The organism is Schnuerera sp. xch1 (assembly GCF_019931165.1).
Lineage (GTDB): Bacteria > Bacillota > Clostridia > Tissierellales > Tepidimicrobiaceae > JAIOUP01.
Genome location: NZ_JAIOUP010000010.1, coordinates 21,215 through 47,257 on the forward strand (window position 1 = coordinate 21,215; position 26,043 = coordinate 47,257).

At 32.5% G+C, this 26,043-nt stretch carries 24 protein-coding genes, 1 tRNA gene and 3 other annotated features; all 25 genes read left to right on the forward strand.

From position 1 onward, the window contains the following. Window positions 1–70 precede the first annotated feature (70 nt). The 25 genes from K8M07_RS08030 (at window position 71) to rpsG (ending at window position 25,993) form a co-directional block, all read left to right on the forward strand. A complete protein-coding gene (locus K8M07_RS08030; RefSeq protein WP_223377558.1) occupies window positions 71–1,168 on the forward strand; it encodes a PIN/TRAM domain-containing protein in 1,098 nt (365 codons plus the stop codon). 104 nt (window positions 1,169–1,272) lie between these two features. Beyond that, window positions 1,273–2,013, forward strand: a complete 741-nt coding sequence (gene ispD / locus K8M07_RS08035; protein WP_223377560.1) for a 2-C-methyl-D-erythritol 4-phosphate cytidylyltransferase — start codon at window positions 1,273–1,275, stop codon at window positions 2,011–2,013. 11 nt (window positions 2,014–2,024) lie between these two features. Next, on the forward strand, window positions 2,025–2,501 hold the full coding sequence (gene ispF, locus K8M07_RS08040; protein WP_223377562.1) for a 2-C-methyl-D-erythritol 2,4-cyclodiphosphate synthase: 477 nt from the start codon (window positions 2,025–2,027) through the stop codon (window positions 2,499–2,501). A 55-nt stretch (window positions 2,502–2,556) separates the two neighbouring features. After that, window positions 2,557–2,791, forward strand: a binding site (T-box leader). 71 nt (window positions 2,792–2,862) lie between these two features. Next, window positions 2,863–4,587, forward strand: coding sequence for a proline--tRNA ligase (locus K8M07_RS08045; protein WP_223377564.1), 1,725 nt, complete (start codon window positions 2,863–2,865; stop codon window positions 4,585–4,587). Window positions 4,588–4,909: 322 nt separating this feature from the next. After that, window positions 4,910–5,770 carry a DUF1002 domain-containing protein gene (locus K8M07_RS08050; protein ID WP_223377565.1) on the forward strand — a complete coding sequence of 287 codons (861 nt, stop codon included), beginning with the start codon at window positions 4,910–4,912 and terminating at the stop codon, window positions 5,768–5,770. 73 nt (window positions 5,771–5,843) lie between these two features. After that, on the forward strand, window positions 5,844–7,325 hold the full coding sequence (gene gltX / locus K8M07_RS08055) for a glutamate--tRNA ligase (RefSeq protein WP_223377567.1): 1,482 nt from the start codon (window positions 5,844–5,846) through the stop codon (window positions 7,323–7,325). 60 nt (window positions 7,326–7,385) lie between these two features. Continuing rightward, window positions 7,386–7,596: a binding site (T-box leader), on the forward strand. 115 nt (window positions 7,597–7,711) lie between these two features. Then, window positions 7,712–9,109, forward strand: a complete 1,398-nt coding sequence (cysS, locus tag K8M07_RS08060; protein WP_223377568.1) for a cysteine--tRNA ligase — start codon at window positions 7,712–7,714, stop codon at window positions 9,107–9,109. Between the two features lie 26 nt (window positions 9,110–9,135). After that, window positions 9,136–9,894, forward strand: coding sequence for an FAD-dependent thymidylate synthase (gene thyX / locus K8M07_RS08065; protein WP_223377594.1), 759 nt, complete (start codon window positions 9,136–9,138; stop codon window positions 9,892–9,894). 34 nt (window positions 9,895–9,928) lie between these two features. Further along, entirely contained in the window at window positions 9,929–10,675 is a 747-nt protein-coding gene (gene rlmB, locus K8M07_RS08070; RefSeq protein WP_223377597.1) for a 23S rRNA (guanosine(2251)-2'-O)-methyltransferase RlmB, read from the forward strand. Further along, window positions 10,659–11,192, forward strand: coding sequence for an NYN domain-containing protein (locus K8M07_RS08075; protein ID WP_223377599.1), 534 nt, complete (start codon window positions 10,659–10,661; stop codon window positions 11,190–11,192). Before rlmB ends, K8M07_RS08075 begins: the two co-directional genes overlap by 17 nt. 79 nt (window positions 11,193–11,271) lie before the next feature. Beyond that, a complete protein-coding gene (gene sigH / locus K8M07_RS08080; protein ID WP_223377607.1) occupies window positions 11,272–11,919 on the forward strand; it encodes an RNA polymerase sporulation sigma factor SigH in 648 nt (215 codons plus the stop codon). Between the two features lie 56 nt (window positions 11,920–11,975). Then, window positions 11,976–12,051 (forward strand) — tRNA-Thr (locus tag K8M07_RS08085). Window positions 12,052–12,114: 63 nt separating this feature from the next. Continuing rightward, window positions 12,115–13,308: an elongation factor Tu gene (gene tuf, locus K8M07_RS08090; protein WP_223377609.1), complete on the forward strand. Its 1,194-nt coding sequence runs from the start codon at window positions 12,115–12,117 to the stop codon at window positions 13,306–13,308. Between the two features lie 253 nt (window positions 13,309–13,561). Next, window positions 13,562–13,711, forward strand: a complete 150-nt coding sequence (gene rpmG / locus K8M07_RS08095) for a 50S ribosomal protein L33 (protein ID WP_223377611.1) — start codon at window positions 13,562–13,564, stop codon at window positions 13,709–13,711. Window positions 13,712–13,741: 30 nt separating this feature from the next. Next, the gene (gene secE / locus K8M07_RS08100) at window positions 13,742–13,945 is read left to right on the forward strand and encodes a preprotein translocase subunit SecE (RefSeq protein ID WP_223377613.1); all 204 of its coding nucleotides are present in this window, start codon (window positions 13,742–13,744) and stop codon (window positions 13,943–13,945) included. Between the two features lie 39 nt (window positions 13,946–13,984). Next, window positions 13,985–14,536 carry a transcription termination/antitermination protein NusG gene (nusG, locus tag K8M07_RS08105; RefSeq protein WP_223377748.1) on the forward strand — a complete coding sequence of 184 codons (552 nt, stop codon included), beginning with the start codon at window positions 13,985–13,987 and terminating at the stop codon, window positions 14,534–14,536. Between the two features lie 96 nt (window positions 14,537–14,632). Then, window positions 14,633–15,058 carry a 50S ribosomal protein L11 gene (gene rplK / locus K8M07_RS08110; protein WP_223377615.1) on the forward strand — a complete coding sequence of 142 codons (426 nt, stop codon included), beginning with the start codon at window positions 14,633–14,635 and terminating at the stop codon, window positions 15,056–15,058. Between the two features lie 51 nt (window positions 15,059–15,109). Next, window positions 15,110–15,829: a 50S ribosomal protein L1 gene (gene rplA / locus K8M07_RS08115; protein ID WP_223377617.1), complete on the forward strand. Its 720-nt coding sequence runs from the start codon at window positions 15,110–15,112 to the stop codon at window positions 15,827–15,829. Between the two features lie 45 nt (window positions 15,830–15,874). Continuing rightward, window positions 15,875–16,012: a sequence feature (ribosomal protein L10 leader region), on the forward strand. A gap of 16 nt (window positions 16,013–16,028) precedes the next feature. Next, complete coding sequence (rplJ, locus tag K8M07_RS08120; RefSeq protein ID WP_223377619.1) at window positions 16,029–16,565, forward strand: 50S ribosomal protein L10; 537 nt, start codon at window positions 16,029–16,031, stop codon at window positions 16,563–16,565. 35 nt (window positions 16,566–16,600) lie between these two features. Beyond that, complete coding sequence (gene rplL / locus K8M07_RS08125; RefSeq protein WP_223377621.1) at window positions 16,601–16,987, forward strand: 50S ribosomal protein L7/L12; 387 nt, start codon at window positions 16,601–16,603, stop codon at window positions 16,985–16,987. A 363-nt stretch (window positions 16,988–17,350) separates the two neighbouring features. Then, on the forward strand, window positions 17,351–20,998 hold the full coding sequence (gene rpoB, locus K8M07_RS08130; RefSeq protein ID WP_223377623.1) for a DNA-directed RNA polymerase subunit beta: 3,648 nt from the start codon (window positions 17,351–17,353) through the stop codon (window positions 20,996–20,998). Between the two features lie 50 nt (window positions 20,999–21,048). Further along, on the forward strand, window positions 21,049–24,600 hold the full coding sequence (gene rpoC, locus K8M07_RS08135; RefSeq protein WP_223377625.1) for a DNA-directed RNA polymerase subunit beta': 3,552 nt from the start codon (window positions 21,049–21,051) through the stop codon (window positions 24,598–24,600). 111 nt (window positions 24,601–24,711) lie between these two features. Beyond that, on the forward strand, window positions 24,712–24,954 hold the full coding sequence (locus K8M07_RS08140; RefSeq protein ID WP_223377627.1) for a ribosomal L7Ae/L30e/S12e/Gadd45 family protein: 243 nt from the start codon (window positions 24,712–24,714) through the stop codon (window positions 24,952–24,954). A gap of 33 nt (window positions 24,955–24,987) precedes the next feature. Continuing rightward, complete coding sequence (gene rpsL, locus K8M07_RS08145) at window positions 24,988–25,401, forward strand: 30S ribosomal protein S12 (protein ID WP_223377629.1); 414 nt, start codon at window positions 24,988–24,990, stop codon at window positions 25,399–25,401. Window positions 25,402–25,522: 121 nt separating this feature from the next. Then, window positions 25,523–25,993 (forward strand): 30S ribosomal protein S7, encoded by a 471-nt coding sequence (rpsG, locus tag K8M07_RS08150; protein WP_223377631.1) that lies wholly within the window; start codon window positions 25,523–25,525, stop codon window positions 25,991–25,993. Window positions 25,994–26,043 lie beyond the last annotated feature (50 nt).

A 26,043-nucleotide genomic window follows, 5' to 3' on the forward strand; every position in this document is an offset into this window, starting at 1 on the left:
AAATAGTACTAGATTTTTGTTATATAATTTGTTTAAATGGTAATAAATATACTATAGGAGGTGAGGACTAATGGCTGATAAAATTATTCGAGGCATTATTACCTTGATAGGGTTATTAATCGGCTATGGTATGCTAGCAGGACTTATTGCATTAGACATAATAAATCTATCAAATAGAGGTTGGTTAAATTTAATATTTTATTTAGGCGTTAGCTTGATTTTTGGAATTATATTTTTCTTATTATCTCCAAAGATTAAAAAAGGCGGAAAGAGATTAGTTCAATTAGTTGAATCTGAACTTCAACAGGTTTCAGTTATTGAAATTGCTTTAGGATCTATTGGATTAATAATTGGATTGATAATTGCTTATTTACTGAGTCAACCCTTTTATAAACTTGAAATTCCGTATTTGGGCGTAGTAATATCTATAATCTTGTATGGAATATTTGGGTATTTAGGTGTTAAGATCCCAAATAGGAAAAAAGGCGATATTGTAAATACAATGGGTAATATTAGAAAGAGTTCTGATAAAATGAAAGTAGACACAGAAAGTAAGTCTTGCCCTAAGATACTTGATACAAGTGTAATTATAGATGGAAGGATAGCAGATTTATGCAAAACTGGTTTTATTGAAGGACCTTTAATTATACCCGAATTTGTATTGGAAGAATTACAACATATAGCAGATTCTTCAGATTCACTTAAGAGAAATAGAGGCAGGAGAGGACTAGATATATTAAATAAGATACAGAAAGAACTAGATATAGAAGTAATAATTCATGATAAAAAGTTTGATGATATTAAAGAAGTAGACTCTAAATTATTAAAGTTGACTCAATTATTAAATGGCAAAATTATAACAAATGATTATAATTTAAATAAAGTAGCTGAAGTTCAAAATATTAGTGTTTTAAATATCAATGAATTAGCTAACGCGATCAAACCAGTAGTATTACCAGGAGAACAAATGATAGTTCAGGTTATTAAGGATGGTAAAGAGTCTGGGCAAGGATTAGCTTACCTGGATGATGGGACCATGATAGTAGTAGAAAGTGGTAAAAAACATATTGGAGAGACTATAGATGTATTAGTAACAAGCGTATTGCAGACTTCAGCAGGAAGAATGATATTTGCTAAGCCTAAAACATTGGTTGATAAAGCGATATAAAGGCCAGAACTTGGCCTTTATATTTTTACATTTTTGGACAATATAACTAGTAAAATGTTTAATGTTTTAGCCATATATGCTATAATATTTGAGAGGTGAAATAAATGTATAAAAACCAATATATCTCAGTTATAATTGCAGCAGCTGGAATGAGTAATAGAATGGGAAGTAAAATAAATAAACAATTCATATATCTAAATGATAAGCCTATACTTGCTCATACTGTTGAGAAATTTGAAAAGTGTAAATATGTAGATGAAATAATTATAGTAGCAAAAGAGGATGAAATAAATTATTGTAAGAAAGAAATAATTAAAAGATATAAATTTAGAAAAGTATCAAAGATTGTTCGAGGTGGCAGAGAAAGACAAGAATCTGTTTACAATGGAATACTAGCACTAGATAGAAAAACTAATATAGTATTATCTCATGATGGTGCAAGACCTTTTGTAAAGGTTAAAAATATTATAGATAGTATAAAAGGAGCAATAAAGTATGGAGCTTGCGTCATAGGAACTCCTGTTAAAGATACAATAAAAATAGTTGCTAATAATAAGGATATTGACAATACTCCAAAAAGGGATCTTTTATGGGCAGCACAAACTCCGCAATGTTTTAAAAAAGAAATAATTATGGAAGGCTATAGAAAAGCTATAGAAGATAAATTTGTAGGTACTGATGATAGTATGTTAGTTGAAAGATTAGGAATAAATGTAAAAGTTATAATGGGAAATTATGAAAACATAAAGATAACTACCCCAGAGGATTTAATAATAGCGGAATCCATATTAAAGGATAGAGATACAATTTACAGAAATAAAAGGTTTGCTTTTCAAACTAGGTAGGGTGGAAGAATATGAAAATAGGAATAGGTTATGATGTTCATCAATTGACAGAAGGAAGAAAGCTGATTATTGGAGGAGTAAATATTCCCTTTGAAGAGGGGTTATTAGGGCATTCAGATGCTGATGTTTTAGTACATGCTATTATGGATAGTATTTTAGGTGCATTAGGGTTAGGTGATATTGGTAAACACTTTCCAGATACTGATAATCAATATAAAGATATCTCAAGTATGACATTACTACAAAAGGTGTATAACATTATGAATGAATCAAATTATAAAATAGGAAATATTGATTCAATAATTGTTGCTCAAAGTCCTAAAATGGCCCCGTATATAGAAAGTATGAGGGAAAATATTTCAACTGTTTTAAATACTGATAGGTTAAATATCAATATTAAAGCTACGACTACGGAAAACTTAGGATTTGAAGGTAGAAAAGAAGGAATTGCTGCATATAGTACTTGCTTGGTTTTTCCTATAAAATAATAACAAAATTATTTGACAGAATGTGTATCATTTAGTATTATTAATAATAATTAAATATTATGCTATGATAGGAAATAGTAAGTATTAATGGTCGCAGAGAGGAAATCATTTGGTGGAAGATTTCTGGCCTTCTTAATACCAACCCGTCCTAGAGTTTTTAAGCTGAATTATGGATAGGCTTCTATGCCTCCTTGATAAGCTTAAACGTTAGTTGCGTTAAACTGTTTGAGTGGACTTTTTGCTAAAGTCTATTAGAGTGGTACCACGGAAGCAGAACTTTCGTCTCTATTATATGGAGGTGAGAGTTTTTTTATTGTTTAAAAAATAAATTTTTATATCAGAAATTTGAGGAGGGATAAAAATGAGAATGTTCAACATGTATATGCCAACCTTGAGGGAGGTACCAGCGGAAGCAGAAATTCCAAGCCATCAGTTATTATTGAGGGCAGGAATGATGCGCAAACTTATATCAGGAATATATTCTTATCTACCACTTGGATATAGAGTTATACGTAAGATAGAAAATATTGTGAGAGAAGAAATGGATAAGACAGGATCTCAGGAATTGTTAATGTCTGCTATTCAACCAAAGGAACTATGGGAAGCTACTGGCAGATGGGAGAATTTTGGACCTGAAATGTTTAAATTAAAGGATAGAAATACAAGAGAGTTTTGTCTCGGACCAACTCATGATGAATACTTTGCGAACTTGATTAAAGATGAGATTAAATCGTATAAACAATTGCCTTTAAATCTATATCAAATTCAGACTAAATATATAGATGAAAAAAGGCCTAGGTTTGGAGTCGTTAAATCCAGAGAATTTATAGTGAAAGATGCCTATAGCTTTGATATAGATGAAAGAGGTATGACAAACTCATATATGCAGATGTGGAAAGCTTATGAAAAGATATTTACAAGACTTAAATTAAAATATAGAATAGCAGAAGATAATTTTGATGCTATGGAAGGTAATAATTCTCATGAATTTATAGCTATGTCAGATACAGGAGAAGATCTAATTGCATATTGTAATAACTGTGATTATGCAGCAACAGATAAAAAGACCAAGGTAGTATATAACATCCAACAACAAAACGTAGAAGAAAAAGAGATGGAAAAAGTTCATACACCAAATGCAAAAACTATTGAAGACTTAGAAGAATTTTTCAAGATGGGGAAAAACAATTTTGGTAAAGCTTTAATATATACAGCTGGAGAAGAACCTATTGTAGTAATGATACCAGGAGATAGAGAATTGAACGAAACTAAACTATGCAATTATCTAGGAATTCCAGAGCATGAGCTAGAAATGGCGGATGAATATACAGTTGAAACAATAACAAACGCTAAAAAAGGATTTGCAGGACCTATAGGATTAAAAGAAGATGTAAGACTTCTTATAGATTCAAGAATCACTAAAATGAAAAATTTAATTGTAGGAGGAAATCAAACGGATTATCATATAAAAAATGCAAACTATGATAGAGATTTTGATGGTGAAGTAGTGGAAGATTTATTAATGATAAAAGAAGGAGATATATGTCCAAAATGTGGAGAACATTTGATGATTGATAGAGGGATAGAAGTAGGAAGTATGCTTCAACTTGGGATAAAGTATAGCTCATCTTTAAATGCTACTTTTCTAGATGAAAATGGTAAAGAAAAACCATTTTTGATGGGATCTTATAATGTAGGAATATCTAGATCTATGGCGGCCATAGTTGAGCAATATCATGATGATAATGGCATTATTTGGCCTTTAGTTGTTGCACCTTATCAAGTTATAATAACAATTATAAATACTAAGAAAGAAGAGCAAAAGGAATTAGGTGAAAAGATATATAAAAAATTAGTAAATGAAGGACTAGAAGTACTTTTAGATGACAGAAAGGAAAGAGCAGGAGTTAAATTTAATGATAGGGATTTAATAGGAATTCCCATCAGGATCACAGTCGGAAAGAAGGCAAATGAAAATATAGTTGAATATTCACTAAGAAAAGAAAGTGACAAAGTTGAAATTTCAACAGATGAAATAATGGACAGGATAAGAGAAGAGTTTAAAAAAGAAGATTTTAAACTTTAAATTGAAAATAAAGCTGTGGGTTACCCACAGCTTTATTTTCAATTTGCTTTTTATCTGCATTTCATATATCAATGTCTATTAGGTTTAATAAATTAGCTGGTAATAGACATCCTAATGCTACTAGTATAATATTTCTAAATATAACTATACTCTCTTATTAAATGATATGTATGATATTATTAACTTGGATATGTGTTCTATTAATGAATAAAATGACAGTACAAATATTTATCAAGTTGGAGCATAATTCTAACAAGGTTGCAATATTTAAATAAATAAGATATTCTATTTAAAAATCTATTTTAAATTGGAGGAATTAATAATGAAGAAAGTTATTTCTATTATTATATTGTTAAGTATAATTATTTCTTCGAGCATTGTAGTCTTTGCTGGGAAGACAGATAATGAAGTTGTTTCATTAGGACAAGATTTAACTCAGGAGCAGAAACAAGAGATGCTAGAATTTTTTGGTGCAAATGAAGATGTTAAGGTAATAGAAGTTACTAATCAAGAGGAGAGAGAATACTTTGGTGATTATATTGATGAAAGTCTTATAGGATCTAAAGCTATATCTTCAGTGTATGTTGAAAAACTTCCAGAAGGAGAAGGCATTACAGTTGAAAAAACAGACAATATAACTTGGGTAACTGAAGATATGTATAAGAATGCTTGTGTAACTGCAGGAATTGAGGATGCAAAGATAATTGTTGCGTGTCCTATGAAAGCGTCAGGAACAGCAGCCTTAACAGGGGTATTAAAGGCTTTTGAAGATATTACTGGTGAAGAGATTTCAGAAGAAGAAAAAAGTATTTCTAGTGAAGAAATAGCTAAGACTGCTAAATTAGGAAGTACTATAGGAAAGGAAAAGGCTCAAGAGCTTATAAATAATGTGAAAATGTATATAATTGAAAATAATATAAAAGATGAGAATTCTATAGAGGATGTTATAAAACAGGTATCAGAAGACTTATCTATAGAATTGACACAGGAGCAGATAGATGAAATAATATCACTTATGAAAGGAATATCAAGATTAGATTTAGATATAGATCATATAAAAGATCAACTAAGTGATATTGCAGGTAGAATTAATGAGATATCGGAAGAAAATACAGAGATAAAATCATTATTACAGAGAATAATAGATTTTATAGTTGACTTTTTTAGGAGAATATTTGAATAATGCTAATAGATACATTTACACTTAAAATTAACTAATATATAATATATAAGTGAAAATGGAAGGAGGATATATTTTGAAAGAAGTCAGAGTAAGATTTGCGCCAAGTCCAACAGGGTATCTACATATAGGTGGACTGAGGACTGCTTTATATAATTATCTTTTTGCAAGGCATAATAAGGGTAAGTTTGTTTTAAGAATTGAGGACACTGATAGAACTAGATATGTAGAAGGTGCTATTGAAAATCTAATAGAATCTTTACAATGGGCAGGTGTCGAACATGATGAAGGTGTATTTTTAGAAGAAGGTAAGATAGTTCAAAGAGGAGAATTCGGACCATATATTCAGTCTGAAAGATTAGATATATATAAAAAATATGTAGATCAGTTAATTGAGAAGGGCTATGCATATTATTGTTTCTGTACTAAAGAAAGATTAGACAAGGTCAGAGAAGAACAGAAAATCAAAGGGCTTATACCTAGATATGATGGACTTTGCAGAAGCTTAAGTTTAGAAGAAGCAAAAGAAAAAATAGCCAATGGTGAAGAATATGTAGTTAGACTTAAATTACCTCCAAATAAGAATATAGAGTTTAAGGATATGGTAAGGGGTAATATAACAATAAACACTGAAGATCTAGACGATCAAGTACTATTAAAGTCAGATGGGTATCCTACTTATCATATGGCAGTAGTAATAGATGATCATTTAATGGGAATAACCCATATCGTAAGAGGAGAAGAATGGTTACCATCAACACCAAAACATGTATATTTGTATGAAGTATTCGGATGGGATAAGCCTATCTATGTTCATCTACCTACAGTTCTTAATAAGGAAAGAAAGAAATTAAGTAAACGTCATGGAGATGTATCCGTGGGTGACTTTAGAGGAAAAGGGTATCTTCCAGAAGGTTTAATAAATTATTTAGCCTTAGTTGGATGGAGTCCGGAAGATAATGAAGAACTACTTACAATGGAAGAATTAATTGAGAAATTCAAATTCGAAAGAGTGTCAAAAACAGGAGGAATATTTGATAAAGATAAATTAGATTGGGTAAATGGACATTATATAAGAAATTATGATTTAGATAAGCTTACAAAGATGTCTATCCCGTATTTAAAATTAACAGACCATATAGATAATAAATTTATAGAAGAAAATTATGATTGGATAAAAACTTTAGTAGAAACAGTTAGGGAAGGTTTATCAAATCTTTCTGAGATAACTGAAAAGGTAGAAGTTTTCTTTAATAATAAAATACAACCTGAAGATGATGAAGCGTTAAATATGTTAAAGCTTGAAGAAACTTCTACTGTTTTAAATGCTATGAAAGAAGAATTAAGTAAAGTCGATGAAGTAGATGAAGAATTTGCTAAAGGAATAATGAAAAAGATTCAAAAAAGTACCGGCATAAAGGGCAAAAAGCTATATATGCCAACACGAATTGCACTAACTGGAAATAATCATGGACCAGAATTAGTGAGTATAATCTATCTTTTGGGGAAACAAAATATAATCAGCAGAATAAAATATGTAAAAGAAAACTATATGTAATGTTAAGTTTACTTGAATGCAAAATGAATTTAAAGTAAAATTAATGTAAATACATGAATGAAAAGAGTGATGATAGGGAAAGTAAACTATAGACTCCTTAAAGAGAAAAGCTCTCGTAGGCTGAAAAGAGCTTTAAGTATAAGCTATAGTTGAAATGCACCTTTGAACTTATCGTCTGAATATATTAGTAAGGCATACGGTTAACGGCGTTATACGTAGTAAAGTGGGTATGTATCAAATAGAGTGGAACCGCGGGTTAACCGTCTCTTTAATTAGAGGCGGTTTATTTATTAATGTACAATTCATTAATTAAAAAACAACAAACAATTGGCAGGAACGACTGCATAATTTCGTATTGTGCATTAAATAAGAGAGGAGGTTTTATAATGAAATTGTATAATACTTTAACAAGAAAAAAGGAAGAGTTTAAACCAATTAAAGATGAAGAGGTAACCATATATGTATGTGGACCCACAGTATATAATTATATTCACGTGGGAAATGCTAGGCCTCTTGTAGTATTTGATACTTTAAGAAGATATTTAATTCATAAAGGATACAAGGTAAAATATGTGGTTAACTTCACAGATGTCGATGATAAATTGATAGACAGAGCTAAGGAGGAGCCCACTACAGTAAAAGACCTTGCAGATAAGTACATTGATGAATTTATAAAAGATGCAGAAGGCTTATCTTTATATGAAGAGAATACTATACATCCTAGAGCAACAGAATATATTGAAAGAATAGTAGAATTTGTCGATGAATTGGTCAAAAAAAGAGCTGCTTATAATATAAATGGAAATGTGTATTTTGACATAACAAAGTCCAAGGATTATGGTAAATTATCAAGAAAGAACGTAGACGAATTAAAAAGTGGTGCTAGGATAGATGTAAATGAAGAAAAGAAAAATCCTATGGATTTTGCTCTCTGGAAAAAAGCCAAAAAAGGTGAACCTTCTTGGAATAGTCCGTGGGGGAGAGGTAGACCTGGATGGCATATTGAATGTTCTGTAATGGCTAAACAGATATTAGGAGAAACCATAGATATTCATGCTGGCGGGGAGGATTTACAATTTCCTCATCACGAAAATGAAATTGCTCAATCAGAAACTTTAACCGAGAAACCTTTTGCTAAGTATTGGTTGCACAATGCTATGATAAACGTGGATAATAAAAAAATGTCTAAATCTGAATTCAACTTCTTTACTGTAAGGGAAATAAGCGAAGAATTCGATTTAGAAGTTTTAAGATTTTTTATACTATCAGCTCATTATAGAAATCCGGTCAATTTCAGTAGGGAACTCATGGAGCAATCTCAAAAAGGATTAGAGAGATTGTATAACGGAAAGAATAATTTGGAGTATCTATTGTCTAAAGTTGAAAAAAGAGATTTGAATTTAGAAGAGAAAGAGATGCAAAGACAAATAGATGTATTTATAAAAAACTTTATTAATAGTATGGAAGATGATTTAAATACTGCGGATGCGATAGCAAGCATATTTGATATAATTAAGTATACAAATTCCAATTTTGATGAAAAATCATCAAAGATTGTGATACAATATACCTATGATAACTTGATGAAATTATCTAATGTATTAGGTATATTGTCCAAAAAAGAAGAGATGTTAGAAGATGAAATATTAGAATTAATTAAGAAAAGAACTCAAGCAAGAAAAGATAAAAATTATCAATTAGCGGATGAAATCAGAGATGAATTAAAGGAAAGAGGAATTTTATTGGAGGATACACAAGAAGGAGTTAAATGGAAAAGGATATAAGTAGCACAAGATAAGGGGGGGAATTTATGAAAGTTGAATTATTAAGATACACGCTTGATGGCGAGAAGCTAATTGCTTCTGCCGCTAAGTTATGCTATTCATCGGTTGGAATTGAAAATATAGAGGAAAATCTCAACCATAAAAATACTGAAAAATTTTTGAAGATGTTAATGAACTTAGGGCATGAGTCTCCCATAGAACATGTAAATTTTACTTTCGGAGTAGAGGGAGTTTCTAGAACATTGACTCATCAGCTCGTTAGACATAGGATAGCAAGTTACTCACAACAATCTCAGAGGTATGTCAAATTAGACCAGTTTGAGTATGTAATTCCTCCTTCTATTGAAGAAGATAAAGAGGCGAAGAAGGTATTCATTGATGCTATGGAAAGAGACCAGCAATGTTATAATGAAATAACTAAAATACTTTATGATAATCATTTGAAAAGATTATTAAGTAATGGGATGGATAAAAAAGAAGCTCAACAAAAGTCTGAAAAAAAGGCAATAGAGGATGCAAGATATGTATTTCCTAATGCTTGTGAAACAAAGATAGTTTTCACTATGAATGCCAGGTCCTTACTAAATTTCTTCAGATTAAGATGTTGTAATAGAGCTCAATGGGAAATAAGAAAGTTAGCAACAGAGATGCTTAAATTAGTTAAAAAGGTATACCCAAATTTATTTAAAGATGCAGGACCTGCTTGCATAGCTGGACCTTGTACAGAAGGCAGAATGACTTGTGGGAAAATAAGAGAGGTAAGGAAGGAATTTAAGAATTTTTAATTCCAATGAACAATATAGAAAGTAGGAGTAGAGTATGAAAGAAGAATATATAGTAGGAAGAAATCCTGTATTGGAGATATTAAAATCTGATAAAGAAGTAGAAAAAATATTAGTTGTTAAGGGGGAACTAAAAGGTTCTATCAATAAGATAATAGGGATAGCAAAGAGTAGGAATATCATATTACAACATGTTTATAAGGATAAACTTGATCAGATATCCCAGGGAAATTCACATCAAGGTGTTGCAGCTTTAGTCGCTCCATATTCTTACTGTTTCTTAGATGATATTTTGAATAAAGTAACAAAATTAGGAGAGTCACCATTCTTATTAATCCTCGACGGGATTGAAGATCCTCATAATTTAGGAGCCATTATTAGAACTGCTGAATGTGCAGGAGTTCATGGAATTATTATACCTAAAAGAAGATCTGCTCATGTAACGCAAACAGTATATAAAAGTTCTGCTGGAGCAGTAGAACATATGATGATTGCAAAAGTTAACAATATATCTAATACTATAGACAAATTGAAAGAGCAAGGACTATGGATATATGGAGCTGATGCTGAAGGCAAAAATTATTATTTCAATACTGATTTAAAGGGATCTGTTGCCCTAGTAATAGGAAGTGAAGGTAAAGGATTGTCAAGTCTCGTTAAGAAGAAATGTGATTTTTTATTGAAGATTCCTATGTTTGGGCATATTTCTTCTCTTAACGCTTCTAATGCTACCTCTATTCTAATATATGAAGTAGTAAGACAGTGCCATGAGAAGAAAAAGTAATAGATATAATGAATATCTATTTGTTGATGGATATAACATTATAAATTCCTGGGATAACTTAAGAGAATTAAGTAGTTTGAGTTTGGAGGTAGCTAGAGAAGAGTTAGTTGAAATAATGGCAGAATATCAATATTATTCAGCAATTAAAGTCATAGTAGTATTTGATGCACATATGGTAAAAGGAAATAGTGGTAAAAAAGAAAATTTTAAAGATATAGATATAGTGTATACAAGGGAAAATGAAACGGCAGATCAATATATAGAGAAGGTTCTAGACGAAATAGGTAGGACTAAGCGTGTAAGAGTGGCTACATCGGATTGGATGGAACAACAGATAATACTAGGCAGAGGTGGTACTAGAATCTCTGCGAGAGAGTTAAAAGCTGAAATATCTGATCAAAAAAGAATGATAAAGAGAAAGAAAAATACTGAGAATAGCAAAAATGAATTGTTAATAGGAAGATTGGATGAAGATACTTTAAAAAAACTATATAAATGGGCAAAAGACCAGGAATGACTTGACTATTGGAGCCAATTTATTTATAATTTAATTAATTAGGGGTAAAATTCAAACATACTTTTGGAGGGGATGTTTGGTGGCTATTGGATTAAGTTACGGGGTGGATACAACTATTTATGATAATATGGAAGATGAAGATATAGTAGAAAAGGCAAAAACTGGTGATTCTAAAGCAATGGAATATCTTATGAAAAAATATAAAAGTTTTGTTAAGCTAAAAGCTAGAGCATATTTTTTGATAGGAGCTGATAATGAGGATATAATACAAGAAGGAATGATTGGGCTTTATAAGGCTACACGTGATTATAGAAGAGACAAGCTTGCTTCATTTAAAGCCTTTGCAGAACTATGCATTACAAGACAAATAATTACAGCAATAAAAACTGCTACTAGACAGAAACATATTCCGTTAAATTCTTATATTTCGTTGAACAAACCAATATATGACGAGGAATCAGATAGGACTTTGTTAGATGTAGTGTCGCCTGCTAGAATAACTAATCCAGAAGAATTGATAATTAGCAGCGAAGAGTTATACTCAATTGAAAGTAAGATTGTAGAACTTTTAAGCGATTTGGAGTGGGAAGTGCTAATAGCATATTTGGATGGTAAATCCTATCAGGAGATTGCTAAAGAATTGGACAGACATGTTAAGAGCATTGATAATGCACTCCAAAGAGTAAAAAGAAAACTAGAAAGATATTTAGAATTAAGGGAATCTTAATTTCTCTATTGACAACGAAATATCTAGGTAGTAAAATGTTTTTTAGTGGTTTTGATGCCCATGTAGCTCAGACGGTGGAGCACTTGCATGGTAAGCAAGAGGTCACCGGTTCAAGTCCGGTCATGGGCTCCATATAAAAAAACACCCGGAGGAGTTTCCATAAGAATAATAATATTTGCTAAGGAGGAATAAAAGATGTCAAAAGCAAAATATGAAAGAACAAAACCCCATATTAATATAGGGACAATAGGTCACGTAGACCATGGTAAGACAACATTAACAGCAGCCATAACAAGAGTGCTAAACGATAGATTAGGAACAGGAGAAACTGTAGCATTTGACAACATAGATAAAGCACCAGAGGAAAGAGAAAGAGGAATAACAATATCTACAGCTCACGTAGAATATGAAACAGAAAATCGTCACTATGCACACGTAGACTGTCCAGGCCACGCTGACTATGTAAAGAACATGATTACAGGAGCAGCACAAATGGATGGGGCGATATTAGTAGTATCAGCAGCAGATGGACCAATGCCACAAACAAGAGAACATATTCTACTATCAAGAAACGTAGGGGTACCAAACATAATAGTATTCTTAAACAAAGCAGACATGGTAGATGACGAAGAATTAATTGAATTAGTAGAAATGGAAGTAAGAGAATTGTTATCAGAATATGAATTTGATGGGGACAATACACCAATAATAATAGGTTCAGCATTAAAAGCACTAGAAGATCCAAGCAGTGAATGGGGAGACAAGATATTAGAATTGATGAAAGCAGTAGATGAAACAATTCCAGCTCCAGAAAGGGATACAGACAAACCATTCCTAATGCCAATAGAAGATGTATTCAGTATAACAGGAAGAGGAACAGTAGCAACAGGAAGAGTAGAAAGAGGAGTAGTAAAAACAGGAGATAATGTAGAAATAGTAGGATTAACAAATGAATCCAGAACAGTAGTAGTAACAGGAGTAGAAATGTTCAGAAAGACATTAGACGAAGCACAAGCAGGAGACAACATAGGAGCATTATTAAGAGGGGTACAAAGAACAGACATAGAAAGAGGTCAAGTATTAGCAAAACCAGGAACAATAACACCACATACAAAATTCGAATCAGAAGTATATGTATTGAAAAAAGAAGAAGGAGGAAGACATACTCCATTCTTTAATGGATACAGACCACAATTCTACTTCAGAACAACAGACGTAACAGGAAACATAGAATTAGATGAAGGAGTAGAAATGGTAATGCCAGGAGACAATGCAAAGTTTACTATTGAATTAATAACACCAATAGCGATAGAAGAAGGATTAAGATTTTCAATACGTGAAGGTGGAAGAACTGTAGGTTCTGGAGTTGTTACTAAGGTTATTGAATAATTAAAATTGGCTATGAAGAAAGGCTAGGCCTTTAGGCCCAGCCTTTTTTAAAGTAATAAAAAGTAATAATTTGGATAATTTCAGATTAAAGCGGATAAAATTATTAGAGTAAACTGATGATTAGAAGGATTATTTTTGTTGACATAATTTTTAATTTGTGATAATTTATATTAAGTAATGCAGTTAACGGTGGATTATTATGTCTGAAATCAACTTGATTAAGATATATACTTTCGTGTAGGGGGTGTAGCAAATGCGTGATAGAGTAATATTGGCTTGTACTGAATGTAAGCAAAGAAATTATACAACATCTAAAAATAAAAGAAACAATTCAGAAAGAATAGAACTCAAAAAGTATTGCAAGTTTTGTAAAACACATACTATTCATAAGGAAACTAAGTAGATAATAAAAATTAGGTAAGGAAGTGAGGTTATGTCAGCTCAAACCGGTATTAAAAAGAGTAAAATAAGAACATATTTTAAAGGCGTTAAAGCTGAAATTAAAAAAGTTACTTGGCCTAATAAAAGAGAATTAATAAATTATACTTTGATAGTAATTTTAGTTAGTGCTATAGTTGCATTATTTGTATGGATTTTTGATTTTGGAATACAGCGTATACTATCATTAATTATATAATTGAAGAAGGAGGGAAGGACCGATTTGGTCCCCGCGAATATGACGGATAAGGGTGAAAGTAGAGCAGAAAGGGCTAAGAAAGCTAAATGGTATGTGGTCCATACTTATTCTGGTCATGAAAAAAAGGTAAAAGCAAATATTGAAAAGATGGTAGAAAACAGAGGAATGGTTGATGATATATTTGAAATAGCAGTACCTACAGAAGAATATATCGATACCAAAGGTGGGAAAAAGAAATTCAAAGAAAGAAAACTTTTCCCTGGATATGTAATTGTAAAAATGATAGTAAACGATGTATCATGGTATCTTGTAAGAAACACAAGAGGAGTCACAGGATTTGTAGGACCTGGTTCAAAACCGATTCCTCTAAGTGATGAGGAAGTAAAAGCTTTAGGAGTTCAGGATAAGACGGCACCATCTATAGATTTAAAACCAAATGATGTTGTAAAGGTGATTACTGGGCCATTTGAGAATTTTATGGGAACAGTTGAAAGCATTAACTTTGAGAAAAAGAAAGTTAAAGTATATGTATCTATGTTTGGAAGAGAAACATTAGTAGAATTGGATTTTGATCAAGTAGAAAAGTTATAACGGTGTTCATAAAAGCTAATAAGCTTTTTAGATAGATATTTAGGTGGGAGGGATTATCCCGCTAAACCACATTGGAATTTAGGAGGTGGAATTAATATGGCAAAAAAGGTCATAGCTGTAGTAAAATTGCAAATACCAGCTGGCAAGGCTACACCAGCGCCACCTGTAGGAACTGCATTAGGACCTCATGGAGTAAATATTATGCAATTTACTAAGGAGTTCAATGCAAAGACTGCAGATCAAGCTGGGATGATAATACCAGTAGTTCTTACAGTTTATCAGGATAGATCATTTACTTTCGTTACTAAAACACCACCTGTTTCAGTATTGATAAAGAAAGCTGTAGGGATTGAATCAGGTTCTGGTGAACCAAACAAGACGAAAGTATCCACGATATCGAAGGATAAAGTAAAAGAAATTGCTGAAGTGAAGATGCCCGATTTAAATGCAAGCAGTATAGAAGCTGCTATGAGAATGATAGCAGGAACAGCTAGAAGCATGGGAGTTGTTGTTGAAGAATAAATTTATAGTTAGTGGGAGGACATTCCGTTAAAACCACAAGGAGGTATAGAAGTGAAAAAAAGAGGTAAAAAATATCAAGAAAGCATTGAGTTAGTTGATAAGACTAATCTATATGCTCCACGAGAAGCAATGGAGTTAGTTCAAAAAACAGCGAAAGCTAACTTTGATGAAACAGTAGAATTGTCGATAAGACTTGGAGTAGATCCAAGACATGCAGATCAACAAGTAAGAGGTGCAGTAGTATTACCTCATGGGACAGGAAAGACTAGAAAAGTTTTAGTGTTTGCGAAGGGAGAAAAAGCACAAGAAGCAGAAGAAGCTGGAGCAGACTTTGTTGGAGCAGAAGAATTTGTTGGGAAAATTCAAAATGAAGGTTGGATTGACTTTGATGTAGTAGTTGCTACACCTGATATGATGGGAGTTGTAGGTAAACTAGGTAGAGTATTAGGACCGAAGGGATTAATGCCAAATCCAAAATCAGGAACAGTTACATTTGAAATAGAAAAAGCTGTAAAAGAAATCAAAGCTGGTAAAGTAGAATATAGAGTTGATAAATCAAGTATAATAAATGTGCCAATAGGAAAAGTTTCATTTGGAACAGATAAATTGGTAGAAAACTTTTCAACTATTATGGAAGAAATAATCAAGGCTAAACCAGCTGCAGCAAAAGGAAAATATTTAAGAAATGTTGTAATAGCAAGCACGATGGGTCCCGGAATAAAGATAAATCCTCAACAATTGGTTGATAAGCTTGGGCCTAATAAAGAATAAAATATTTATTGACTAAGATAAAGATTGCTGATATAATCTTAACGTTAATTAATAAATAAATTACCGTAGACAGTAGGGACCTTATTTGGTTTAAAATTCCTACCGAGGTGAGATCGAAAACTAATTATGAAATTATAGATTAGGTCTCTCCGTGTCTACGGAGAGACCTTTATTTGTTTACCTTTAGGAGGTGAAATTATTGAAGGAAAAAGTCTTAGAACAAAAAAAGCAAATAGTTCAAGAGATTAAAGATAAGGTTGAAAAATCTCAAGGTGTTGTTTTAGTCGACTATAGAGGACTAAATGTAGAAGAACTTACTGAATTAAGACAAAAGTATAGAGAAGCAGGTGTTGATTATAAAGTTTATAAAAACACAATGATGAGATTTGCTTTTAAAGATGCAGGTTATGAAGAATTTAACCAGTATCTATCAGGGCCAAACGCAATTGCTTTTGGTTATGAAGATTCAGTACAACCAGCTAAGGTTACCAGTGAATTTTCAAAGGAACATGAAAACTTTGAAATTAAAGCTGGTATAGTAGATGGTAATATTGTTGGTATAGATGAGATCAAGCGTTTAGCAAATTTACCATCGAAAGAAGTTCTTATTGCACAAACACTTGGTGGATTAAATGCACCAATTTCAGGTTTTGCTAATGTTCTTCAAGGAACTATTAGAAATCTTATATATGCATTAAATGCAGTGAAAGAAAAACAAGAAGCTCAAGAAGCATAAATATTAAAATCAGAAAATTATGGAGGGATATTATAATGGCAAGTGAAAAAGTATTAAATTTAATGGAAGAAGTTAAAAATTTAACTGTTTTAGAATTATCAGAATTAGTAAAGGAATTAGAAGAAGAATTTGGGGTAAGTGCATCTGCTCCAGTAGCAGCAGTAGCAGCAGCACCAGCAGCAGGTGGAGGAGAAGCTACTGCAGAAGAAAAATCAGAATTTGATGTTATGCTAGCGGAAGTAGGCGGAGAAAAGATTAAGGTTATAAAAGCTGTTAGAGAAATAACTGGATTAGGATTAAAAGAAGCTAAAGCATTAGTTGACGGTGCACCTAAAGCTGTTAAAGAAGGTGTTTCTAAAGACGAAGCTGAAGAAATAAAAACTAAATTAGAAGAAGTTGGAGCAACTATAGAGCTTAAATAATATAGCAAAAAAAGCTTTCATTATGAAAGCTTTTTTTTATAATCTAATCTATAGAAATGAATGAACTATATTAAAATAGAATTTTAAGAAAAGGTCTCCTCACTAATTATTATAACAACTGAGAACCTTTTCTTAATATTCATTCTATTTATTATATGGTAGGATATCAAAAAATAAGATAAAGTTCTTGACATGGCATATACACTATGGTAACATATATAGATGCTATTAAACGTGAAAATATACCTTATTGTATAAAAAACTACGGATATGTCAATATTATAATATATTTACTTTAGTTTACATTACCAAAAGTTATTATTTGCTTTTGGCTATTTTAGTTTAATGAGGGGTGAATTATGCATGGTACATCCTGTAAAATATGGAAAACGCGTTAGGATGAGTTATTCTCGTATTGATGAAATATTAGATCTTCCAGACTTAATTGAAGTACAAAAAAGTTCGTATAAGTGGTTTGTGGAAGATGGGCTAAAAGAGGTGTTTAATGATATTTCTCCAATACAAGATTATACTGGTAATTTAATTTTAGAGTTCGTAGATTATCATATCAATGATGAAGTAAAATACAATGAAGATGAGGCAAGAGAAAGGGATGCAAATTTTTCCGCACCTTTAAAGGTAAAAGTGCGCCTTATAAACAAAGAAACAGGAGAGGTAAAAGAACAAGAAGTATTTATGGGGGATTTCCCTTTGATGACAGAAAAAGGAACATTCATAATTAATGGCGCTGAAAGGGTGGTAGTAAGTCAGCTAGTTAGATCTCCAGGAGTATATTATGCTGAAGAAATTGATAAAGTAGGTAAGAAGCTTTATTCTTCAACTGTTATTCCTAATCGAGGAGCTTGGCTTGAATATGAAACGGATTCTAATAATGTAGTATATGTTAGAATTGACAGAACTAGAAAAATAACAGTTAGTACTCTTTTGAGAGCATTAGGCTATAAGTCTGATGCGGAGATCGTAGAATTATTAGGAGAAACTGAACAGATTCTAAATACATTAGAGAAAGATAATACTAGTTCAGACGAAGAAGCATTAATAGAGATATATAAGAGATTGAGACCGGGTGAACCACCAACTGTAGATAGCGCAAAATCTCTATTAAATAATTTATTCTTTGATCCAAGAAGATATGACTTGGCAAAGGTAGGAAGATATAAGTTTAATAAAAAATTAGCATTATATAATAGAATTATAGGTAAAAAAGCAGCGGAGGATATAAAAGATCTAGAAACGGGAGAATTATTTGTAACAGCTGGCGAAAAAATTACAAGACAGAAAGCTATAGATATTGAAAATAGCGGGATAAATCGAGTAAACATTTTAACAGATGATAGTAAAGTGATTTGTGTAATAGGAAATCATTTTGTGAATAAGGAAGCATTTGACTTGCCATTTACTTTAGAAGAATTTGGTTTAAAAGAGAAAGTGTATTATCCTATTATGAAGGAACTTGTTGATACTTATGATGATCCTGAAGAGTTAAAGGCGGCTATAAAAGAGAGAATAAAGGAAATTTCTCCTAAACATATTATTCATGAAGATATAATTGCAAGCATTAACTATGAATTCAACTTATTTAATGGAATAGGTAAGACAGATGACATTGATCATTTAGGCAACAGGAGATTGCGTTCCGTAGGAGAACTTTTACAAAATCAATTTAGAATAGGACTATCTAGAATGGAAAGGGTTGTTAGAGAAAGAATGACAATCCAAGATATAGATGTAGCAACTCCTCAAGCATTAATCAATATAAGACCAGTAGCGGCTTCTATTAAAGAATTTTTTGGTAGTAGTCAATTGTCTCAGTTTATGGATCAAACCAATCCATTAGCTGAATTGACTCATAAAAGAAGAATGTCTGCTCTTGGACCTGGTGGATTAAGCAGAGATAGGGCTTCATTTGAGGTAAGAGATGTTCACAATTCTCATTATGGAAGGATGTGTCCTATAGAGACTCCAGAAGGACCAAACATAGGGCTTATAACATCTTTAGCCTCCTATGCAACAATAAACGAATACGGATTTTTAGAATCACCTTATAGAAAAGTAGACAAGGAAAGAGGAGTAGTATTAAATGAAGTTGAATATTTAACTGCCGATGTGGAAGACGAATTTATTATTGCCCAATCCAATGAGAAATTAGATGAAGAAAATAGGTTTGTAAATAGAAGGGTAATTGCTCGAGGTAATGGTGGAGAAGTAGACATTTATCCAAGTGACGAAGTTGATTATATGGATGTATCACCTAAACAAATTGTATCTATAGGAACATCTATGATTCCATTTTTGGAGAATGATGATGCTAATAGGGCACTTATGGGTGCTAATATGCAACGTCAAGCTGTTCCACTAATAGACACGGAGGCACCGATTATTGGTACTGGTATAGAATATAAGGCGGCAAAAGATTCAGGAGTTGTAGTGATAGCAAAGAATTCAGGTACTGTAATAAGAGTTAGTTCTAATGAAATATTAATAAGGCGAGATGAAGACGGTCAAGTTGATAAATATAAACTATTAAAATTCAAACGTTCTAATCATGGTACTACAATAAATCAAAGACCAATAGTCGAAAAGGATGAAAGAGTTGAAAAAGGAGACGTTATTGCAGATGGACCTAGTACAGAACTTGGTGAAATTGCATTAGGGAAAAACCTATTAGTAGCATTTATGACTTGGGAAGGCTATAACTATGAAGATGCTATATTAATAAATGAAAAATTGGTTATCAATGATACTCTAACCTCTATTCATATTGAGGAGTACGAATCAGAAGCAAGGGATACAAAGCTTGGCTCTGAGGAGATTACAAGAGATATTCCAAATGTGGGAGAAGATATGCTCAAGGATTTGGATGAGAATGGAATAATAAGAATAGGAGCTGAAGTAGACTCTGGAGATATATTAGTAGGGAAAGTAACTCCAAAAGGAGAAACAGAGTTAACAGCTGAAGAACGCTTGCTAAGAGCAATATTTGGAGAAAAAGCAAGAGAAGTTAGAGATACATCTTTGAGAGTACCACATGGTGAATCTGGAATTGTTGTAGATGTAAAAATATTCTCAAGAGATGAAGGAGATGAGTTGTCTCCAGGAGTAAATAAAATGGTAAGAGTATATGTAGCAACTAAGAGAAAGATAAATGTTGGAGATAAGATGTGTGGACGTCACGGAAACAAAGGTGTTATATCTAGAATACTTCCGGAAGAAGATATGCCATATTTACCTGATGGAACACCGATAGAAGTAGTTTTAAATCCGCTAGGAGTACCTTCTAGGATGAATCTGGGTCAGGTTTTAGAAATGCATTTAGGATTGGCAGCTAAAAAATTGGGTTGGCATGTAGCAACACCAGTATTTGATGGAGCAAGTGATGATGATATAATAGAAGCCCTTGAAGAAGCAGGATACCCTAGAAGTGGGAAGATACAACTAAAGGATGGAAGAAATGGAGAGCTTTTCAACAATCCTGTAACTGTAGGGTATATGTATATGTTAAAACTACATCATTTAGTAGATGATAAGATTCATGCAAGATCTACAGGACCATATTCTCTTGTAACTCAACAACCTCTTGGAGGAAAAGCACAGTTTGGAGGCCAGAGATTTGGAGAAATGGAAGTTTGGGCATTAGAGGCGTATGGTGCTTCTAATATTTTGCAGGAAATATTAACTGTAAAGTCTGATGATGTAGTAGGTAGGGTTAAAACTTATGAAGCAATTGTAAAGGGAGAAAATATACCAGAGCCTGGTGTTCCAGAATCTTTCAAGGTACTGATAAAGGAATTACAGAGTTTGGCTTTAGATGTTAAGGTATTGAGTGAAGACGATGAAATCGAAATTAAGGAATCTGTAGATGATGGTACGGATTTAGAATTAATGGATGATGATTTAACAGAAAGTAGATATGTAGGTGACGATGATGAATATGAAGAAGAGATAAATAGAAGATTCATCATTGAAGATGAAAATGATAATACTAATTAAGGTTTAAAGTATACTTATTAGAATTTATTATAGAAAGGAGAGAAAGCTCCTTGTTTGAATTAAATAATTTTGATTCAATAAGAATTGCTCTTGCATCCCCTGAAAAAATAAGACAATGGTCAAAGGGAGAAGTAAAAAAACCAGAAACTATAAATTATAGAACTTTAAAGCCTGAAAAAGAAGGGCTTTTCTGTGAGAAAATATTTGGTCCTACTAAGGATTGGGAATGCCATTGCGGGAAGTATAAAAGAATAAGATATAAAGGAGTAGTTTGTGATAGATGTGGAGTTGAAGTAACTAAATCCAAGGTTAGAAGGGAAAGAATGGGACATATAGAATTGGCGGCTCCAGTATCTCATATTTGGTATTTTAAAGGAATTCCAAGTAGAATGGGACTTATGTTAGATATGTCTCCTCGTTCATTGGAAAAAGTTCTTTATTTCGCATCATATATAGTAACTGAAGGTGGAGATACTCCTTTATATGAGAAACAGCTATTATCAGAAGCAGAATACAGAGAAGCTTTAGAAAAACATGGTAATAATTTCAAGGCTGGAATGGGAGCAGAAGCAATGAAAAAACTGCTTTCCAAGATAGATTTAGATAAAGAAGCATCAGATTTAAGGTTACAGTTAAAAGAAGCCTCAGGACAAAAGAGAATAAGAATTATTAGAAGGCTTGAAGTTGTAGAAGCATTTAGAGAATCTGGCAATAGACCTGAGTGGATGATATTAGATGTTATACCAGTTATACCACCAGAGTTAAGGCCTATGGTTCAATTAGATGGTGGTAGATTTGCTACTTCAGATTTGAATGATCTTTATAGAAGAGTAATTAATAGAAATAATAGACTAAAGAGATTGTTGGATTTAGGGGCACCAGATATTATTGTTAGAAATGAAAAAAGAATGCTTCAAGAGGCTGTAGATGCTTTGATTGACAATGGACGTAGAGGAAGACCAGTGACAGGACCAGGGAATAGACCACTTAAATCCCTATCAGATATGTTGAAGGGTAAGCAAGGTAGATTTAGGCAGAACTTGCTTGGTAAGAGAGTGGATTATTCTGGACGTTCTGTTATAGTGGTTGGTCCAGAATTGAAATTTTACCAATGTGGATTACCAAAAAAAATGGCTTTAGAATTGTTTAAGCCTTTTGTAATGAAAAAACTAGTAGAAGAAGGCTCTGCTCACAATATTAAATCTGCCAAACGTATGGTAGAAAGAATGAAACCAGCAGTGTGGGATGTATTAGATGAAGTAATAAAGGATCATCCTGTATTATTGAATAGGGCACCTACCCTTCATAGACTAGGAATTCAAGCTTTTGAACCTGTATTGGTTGAAGGAAAAGCTATAAAATTGCATCCTCTTGTTTGTACAGCATATAATGCTGACTTTGATGGAGATCAGATGGCAGTACACGTACCATTATCAACTGAAGCACAAGCTGAAGCAAGACTTCTGATGTTATCTGTAAATAATATTCTTGCACCAAAAGATGGGAAGCCAATTACCACACCAACTCAAGATATGGTATTGGGTAGTTATTATTTAACCGTTGATTATCCTGATGGGAAAGCAGAAAATAAGATATTTAAAGATTATGATGAGATGATTCATGCTTATTATAATAACGATATAGATGTACATTCTAAGGTAAAAGTAAGGAAAAAATTAGATAAAGATGATAGGGGAGTTTTAGTAGAAAGTACAGTAGGAAGATTTATATTTAATGAACATATACCACAGGATTTAGGGTTTGTAGATAGAGAAGTTGATAAGTATTCCTTAGAAATAGATATGCTAGTTGATAAAAAAGCTTTAGGACTTATTGTAGAGAGATGTTATAGAAAACATGGAAATACAGTTACGGCGGCGATGTTGGATAATATTAAAGAATTAGGATATGAATATTCTACAAAAGGTGCTATAACTATAAGTATGGAAGATGTAATTGTACCAGACAAAAAAGAAGAGTTAATTAGCAAAGCAGAAGAAGAAGTAGATAAATTTGAGAAATCCTATAGAAGAGGATTGATTTCAAATGAGGAAAGATATGAAAAAGTAATCGAAATATGGAATAGAACAACAGAGGAAATTACTGAAGAATTGATGAACAACTTAGATTCTATGAATAATGTATTTATAATGGCTCATTCTGGAGCTAGAGGTAGTAGAAACCAAATCAGGCAATTAGCTGGGATGAGAGGTTTAATGGCTAGTGCTTCTGGGCAAACTATAGAAATACCTATAACATCAAACTTTAGAGAAGGATTAGATGTATTAGAATTCTTCGTATCAACGCACGGTTCTAGAAAAGGATTGGCAGATACAGCCTTGAGGACAGCAGATTCTGGTTATTTAACTAGAAGATTAGTAGATGTTAGTCAAGATGTTATAGTAAGAGAAGATGACTGTGGAACTGATCAATATCTAGCAGCTAGGGCATTTATGAATGGCAAAGAGGTAATAGAAGATCTTAAAGATAGAATAGCTGGTAGATATTCAGCTGAAGATATAATAAATCCTGAAACAGGAGAAATATTAGTTAAAAAAGGTACTATGATTGTGGAAGAGGCAGCTGAAAAAATAGAAGAGCTAGGTATAAAGGAAGTGAAGGTTAGATCTGTTTTAGGTTGTAAAACTCGTCATGGAGTGTGTGCTCATTGTTATGGTAGGAACTTAGCTACAGGGGATCCAGTCAATGTAGGAGAGGCAGTAGGTACTATTGCAGCTCAATCCATAGGTGAGCCTGGTACTCAACTTACAATGCGTACATTCCATACAGGAGGAGTAGCTGGTGATGATATTACTCAAGGTTTGCCAAGGGTAGAAGAACTATTTGAAGCTAGAAAACCTAAAGGACTTGCTATTATTACCGAAATATCTGGAGAAGTAAGCATAAATGACAATAAGAAGAAGAGAGAGATCACTATTACATCCAAAGATGGGAACAGTAAATCATATAATATTCCTTATGGTTCTAGATTAAAGGTAAGACCTGGAGACTTTGTTGAAGCGGGAGATGAAATAACAGAAGGATCAGTAAATCCTCATGACATATTGAAGATCAATGGAGCACAGGGAGTACAAAGATATCTTGTAAAAGAAGTTCAAAGAGTGTATAGGCTACAAGGTGTAGATATAAATGATAAGCATATAGAAGTAATAGTAAGACAGATGCTAAACAAAGTAAGAATTGAAGATGCAGGTGATACAGATTTATTACCAGGAAGTCTTGTAAATATCTATGAATTTGAAGCAATAAATGAAAAGATCAAACAAAATGGACAGAAGCCTGCAACAGGGAGGAGAGCTCTTCTCGGTATAACTAAGGCTTCATTATCCACGGAATCTTTCCTTTCTGCAGCTTCATTCCAAGAGACTACTAGAGTATTGACTGAAGCAGCCATAAAAGGAAAAAAAGATCATCTAATAGGACTCAAAGAGAATGTAATAATTGGGAAATTGATTCCTGCTGGAACAGGCATGAGAAGGTATAAAAATATAGATGTAGTATATGAAGATAAAGAAGATGTAGAAATTGATAAAGAAATTGAAACATTAGAAGAAAATAATGTTGACACTGAAATTAAGTGATGGTAAAATATATAAGTGCGTAAAAATGAAGTTAGCTCTTTGACAACATAAAGATTATGTGGATGATATCATCCACATAATCTTTAAAATGTTAAAAGGAGGAGTACACTTATGCAGGCAACGTTTGACTCTGGTAAAAAGATAGTTGGAACAAAGCAAGTAAAAAGAGCATTAGCTAAGGGAAAAGTAAGAAAAGTATATATAGCTAAAGATGCGGATGAAAAAATAACAAGCGAAATAATTAAAAATTGTAATAAGGAAAATGTTGAAATAATATATATAGACACAATGGAAAAACTAGGTAAATGTTGCAACATAGATGTTAATGCAGCTAGCGCTGCTATATTAAAATAATATTATATTATAACTTTTGAAGGAGGTGCAAATATGCCAACAATTAATCAGTTGATTAAGAAAGGTAGAAAAAGAGTCATAGAAAAATCTAAATCTCCAGCATTGGGTGTAAACTATAATTCATTAACAAAAGAGACAACTACAGTCAACTCACCACAAAGAAGAGGAGTTTGTACAGCTGTTAGGACTGTTACACCTAAAAAGCCTAATTCAGCTTTAAGAAAAATAGCAAGAGTTAGACTTACAAATGGTGCAGAAGTTAATGCGTATATTCCTGGAATTGGCCATAATTTACAAGAACATAGTGTTGTTCTTATAAGAGGTGGAAGAGTTAAGGACCTTCCAGGAGTTAGATATCATATAGTTAGAGGTACATTGGATACTGCTGGAGTGGAAGATAGAATGCAAAGTAGATCCAAATATGGAGCTAAAAAACCTAAAAAATAATTGTGCAATGATGCCATGGAATTAATCCATTTAATATAAATGCATTTATGTGCACAACGGCAGTCTTATGCTGTCGAGTACCAATGAATTTACTGTATATATAGTTAAGGAGGGAAGTAAAGTGCCTAGAAAAGGATATATAGCAAAAAGAGAAGTAACACCAGATCCTATATACAACGATAAAGTTGTTACTAAATTGATTAATAACATTATGCTGGATGGTAAGAAGGGAATCGCTCAAGACATAGTATATGGTGCATTTGACTTAGTAGCAGAGAAAACTGGTGAAGATGCACTTGAAGTTTTTTATAAAGCTATGAACAATATAATGCCGGTTTTAGAAGTTAAAGCAAGACGTATTGGTGGAGCAACTTACCAAGTGCCAGTAGAGGTAAGACCAGAAAGAAGAGAAACTTTAGGGCTTCGTTGGCTTGTTGGTTATGCAAGAGCAAGAGGCGAGAAAACTATGAAAGAAAGATTATCTAAAGAGATAATGGATGCAGCTAATAATACAGGTGCTAGTGTCAAAAAGAGAGAAGATACTCATAGAATGGCGGAATCTAATAAAGCATTCGCGCATTATAGATGGTAGCATTTTGATAACAGATAATGAAATATGTAAAAGGGGACATAGAATCAGGA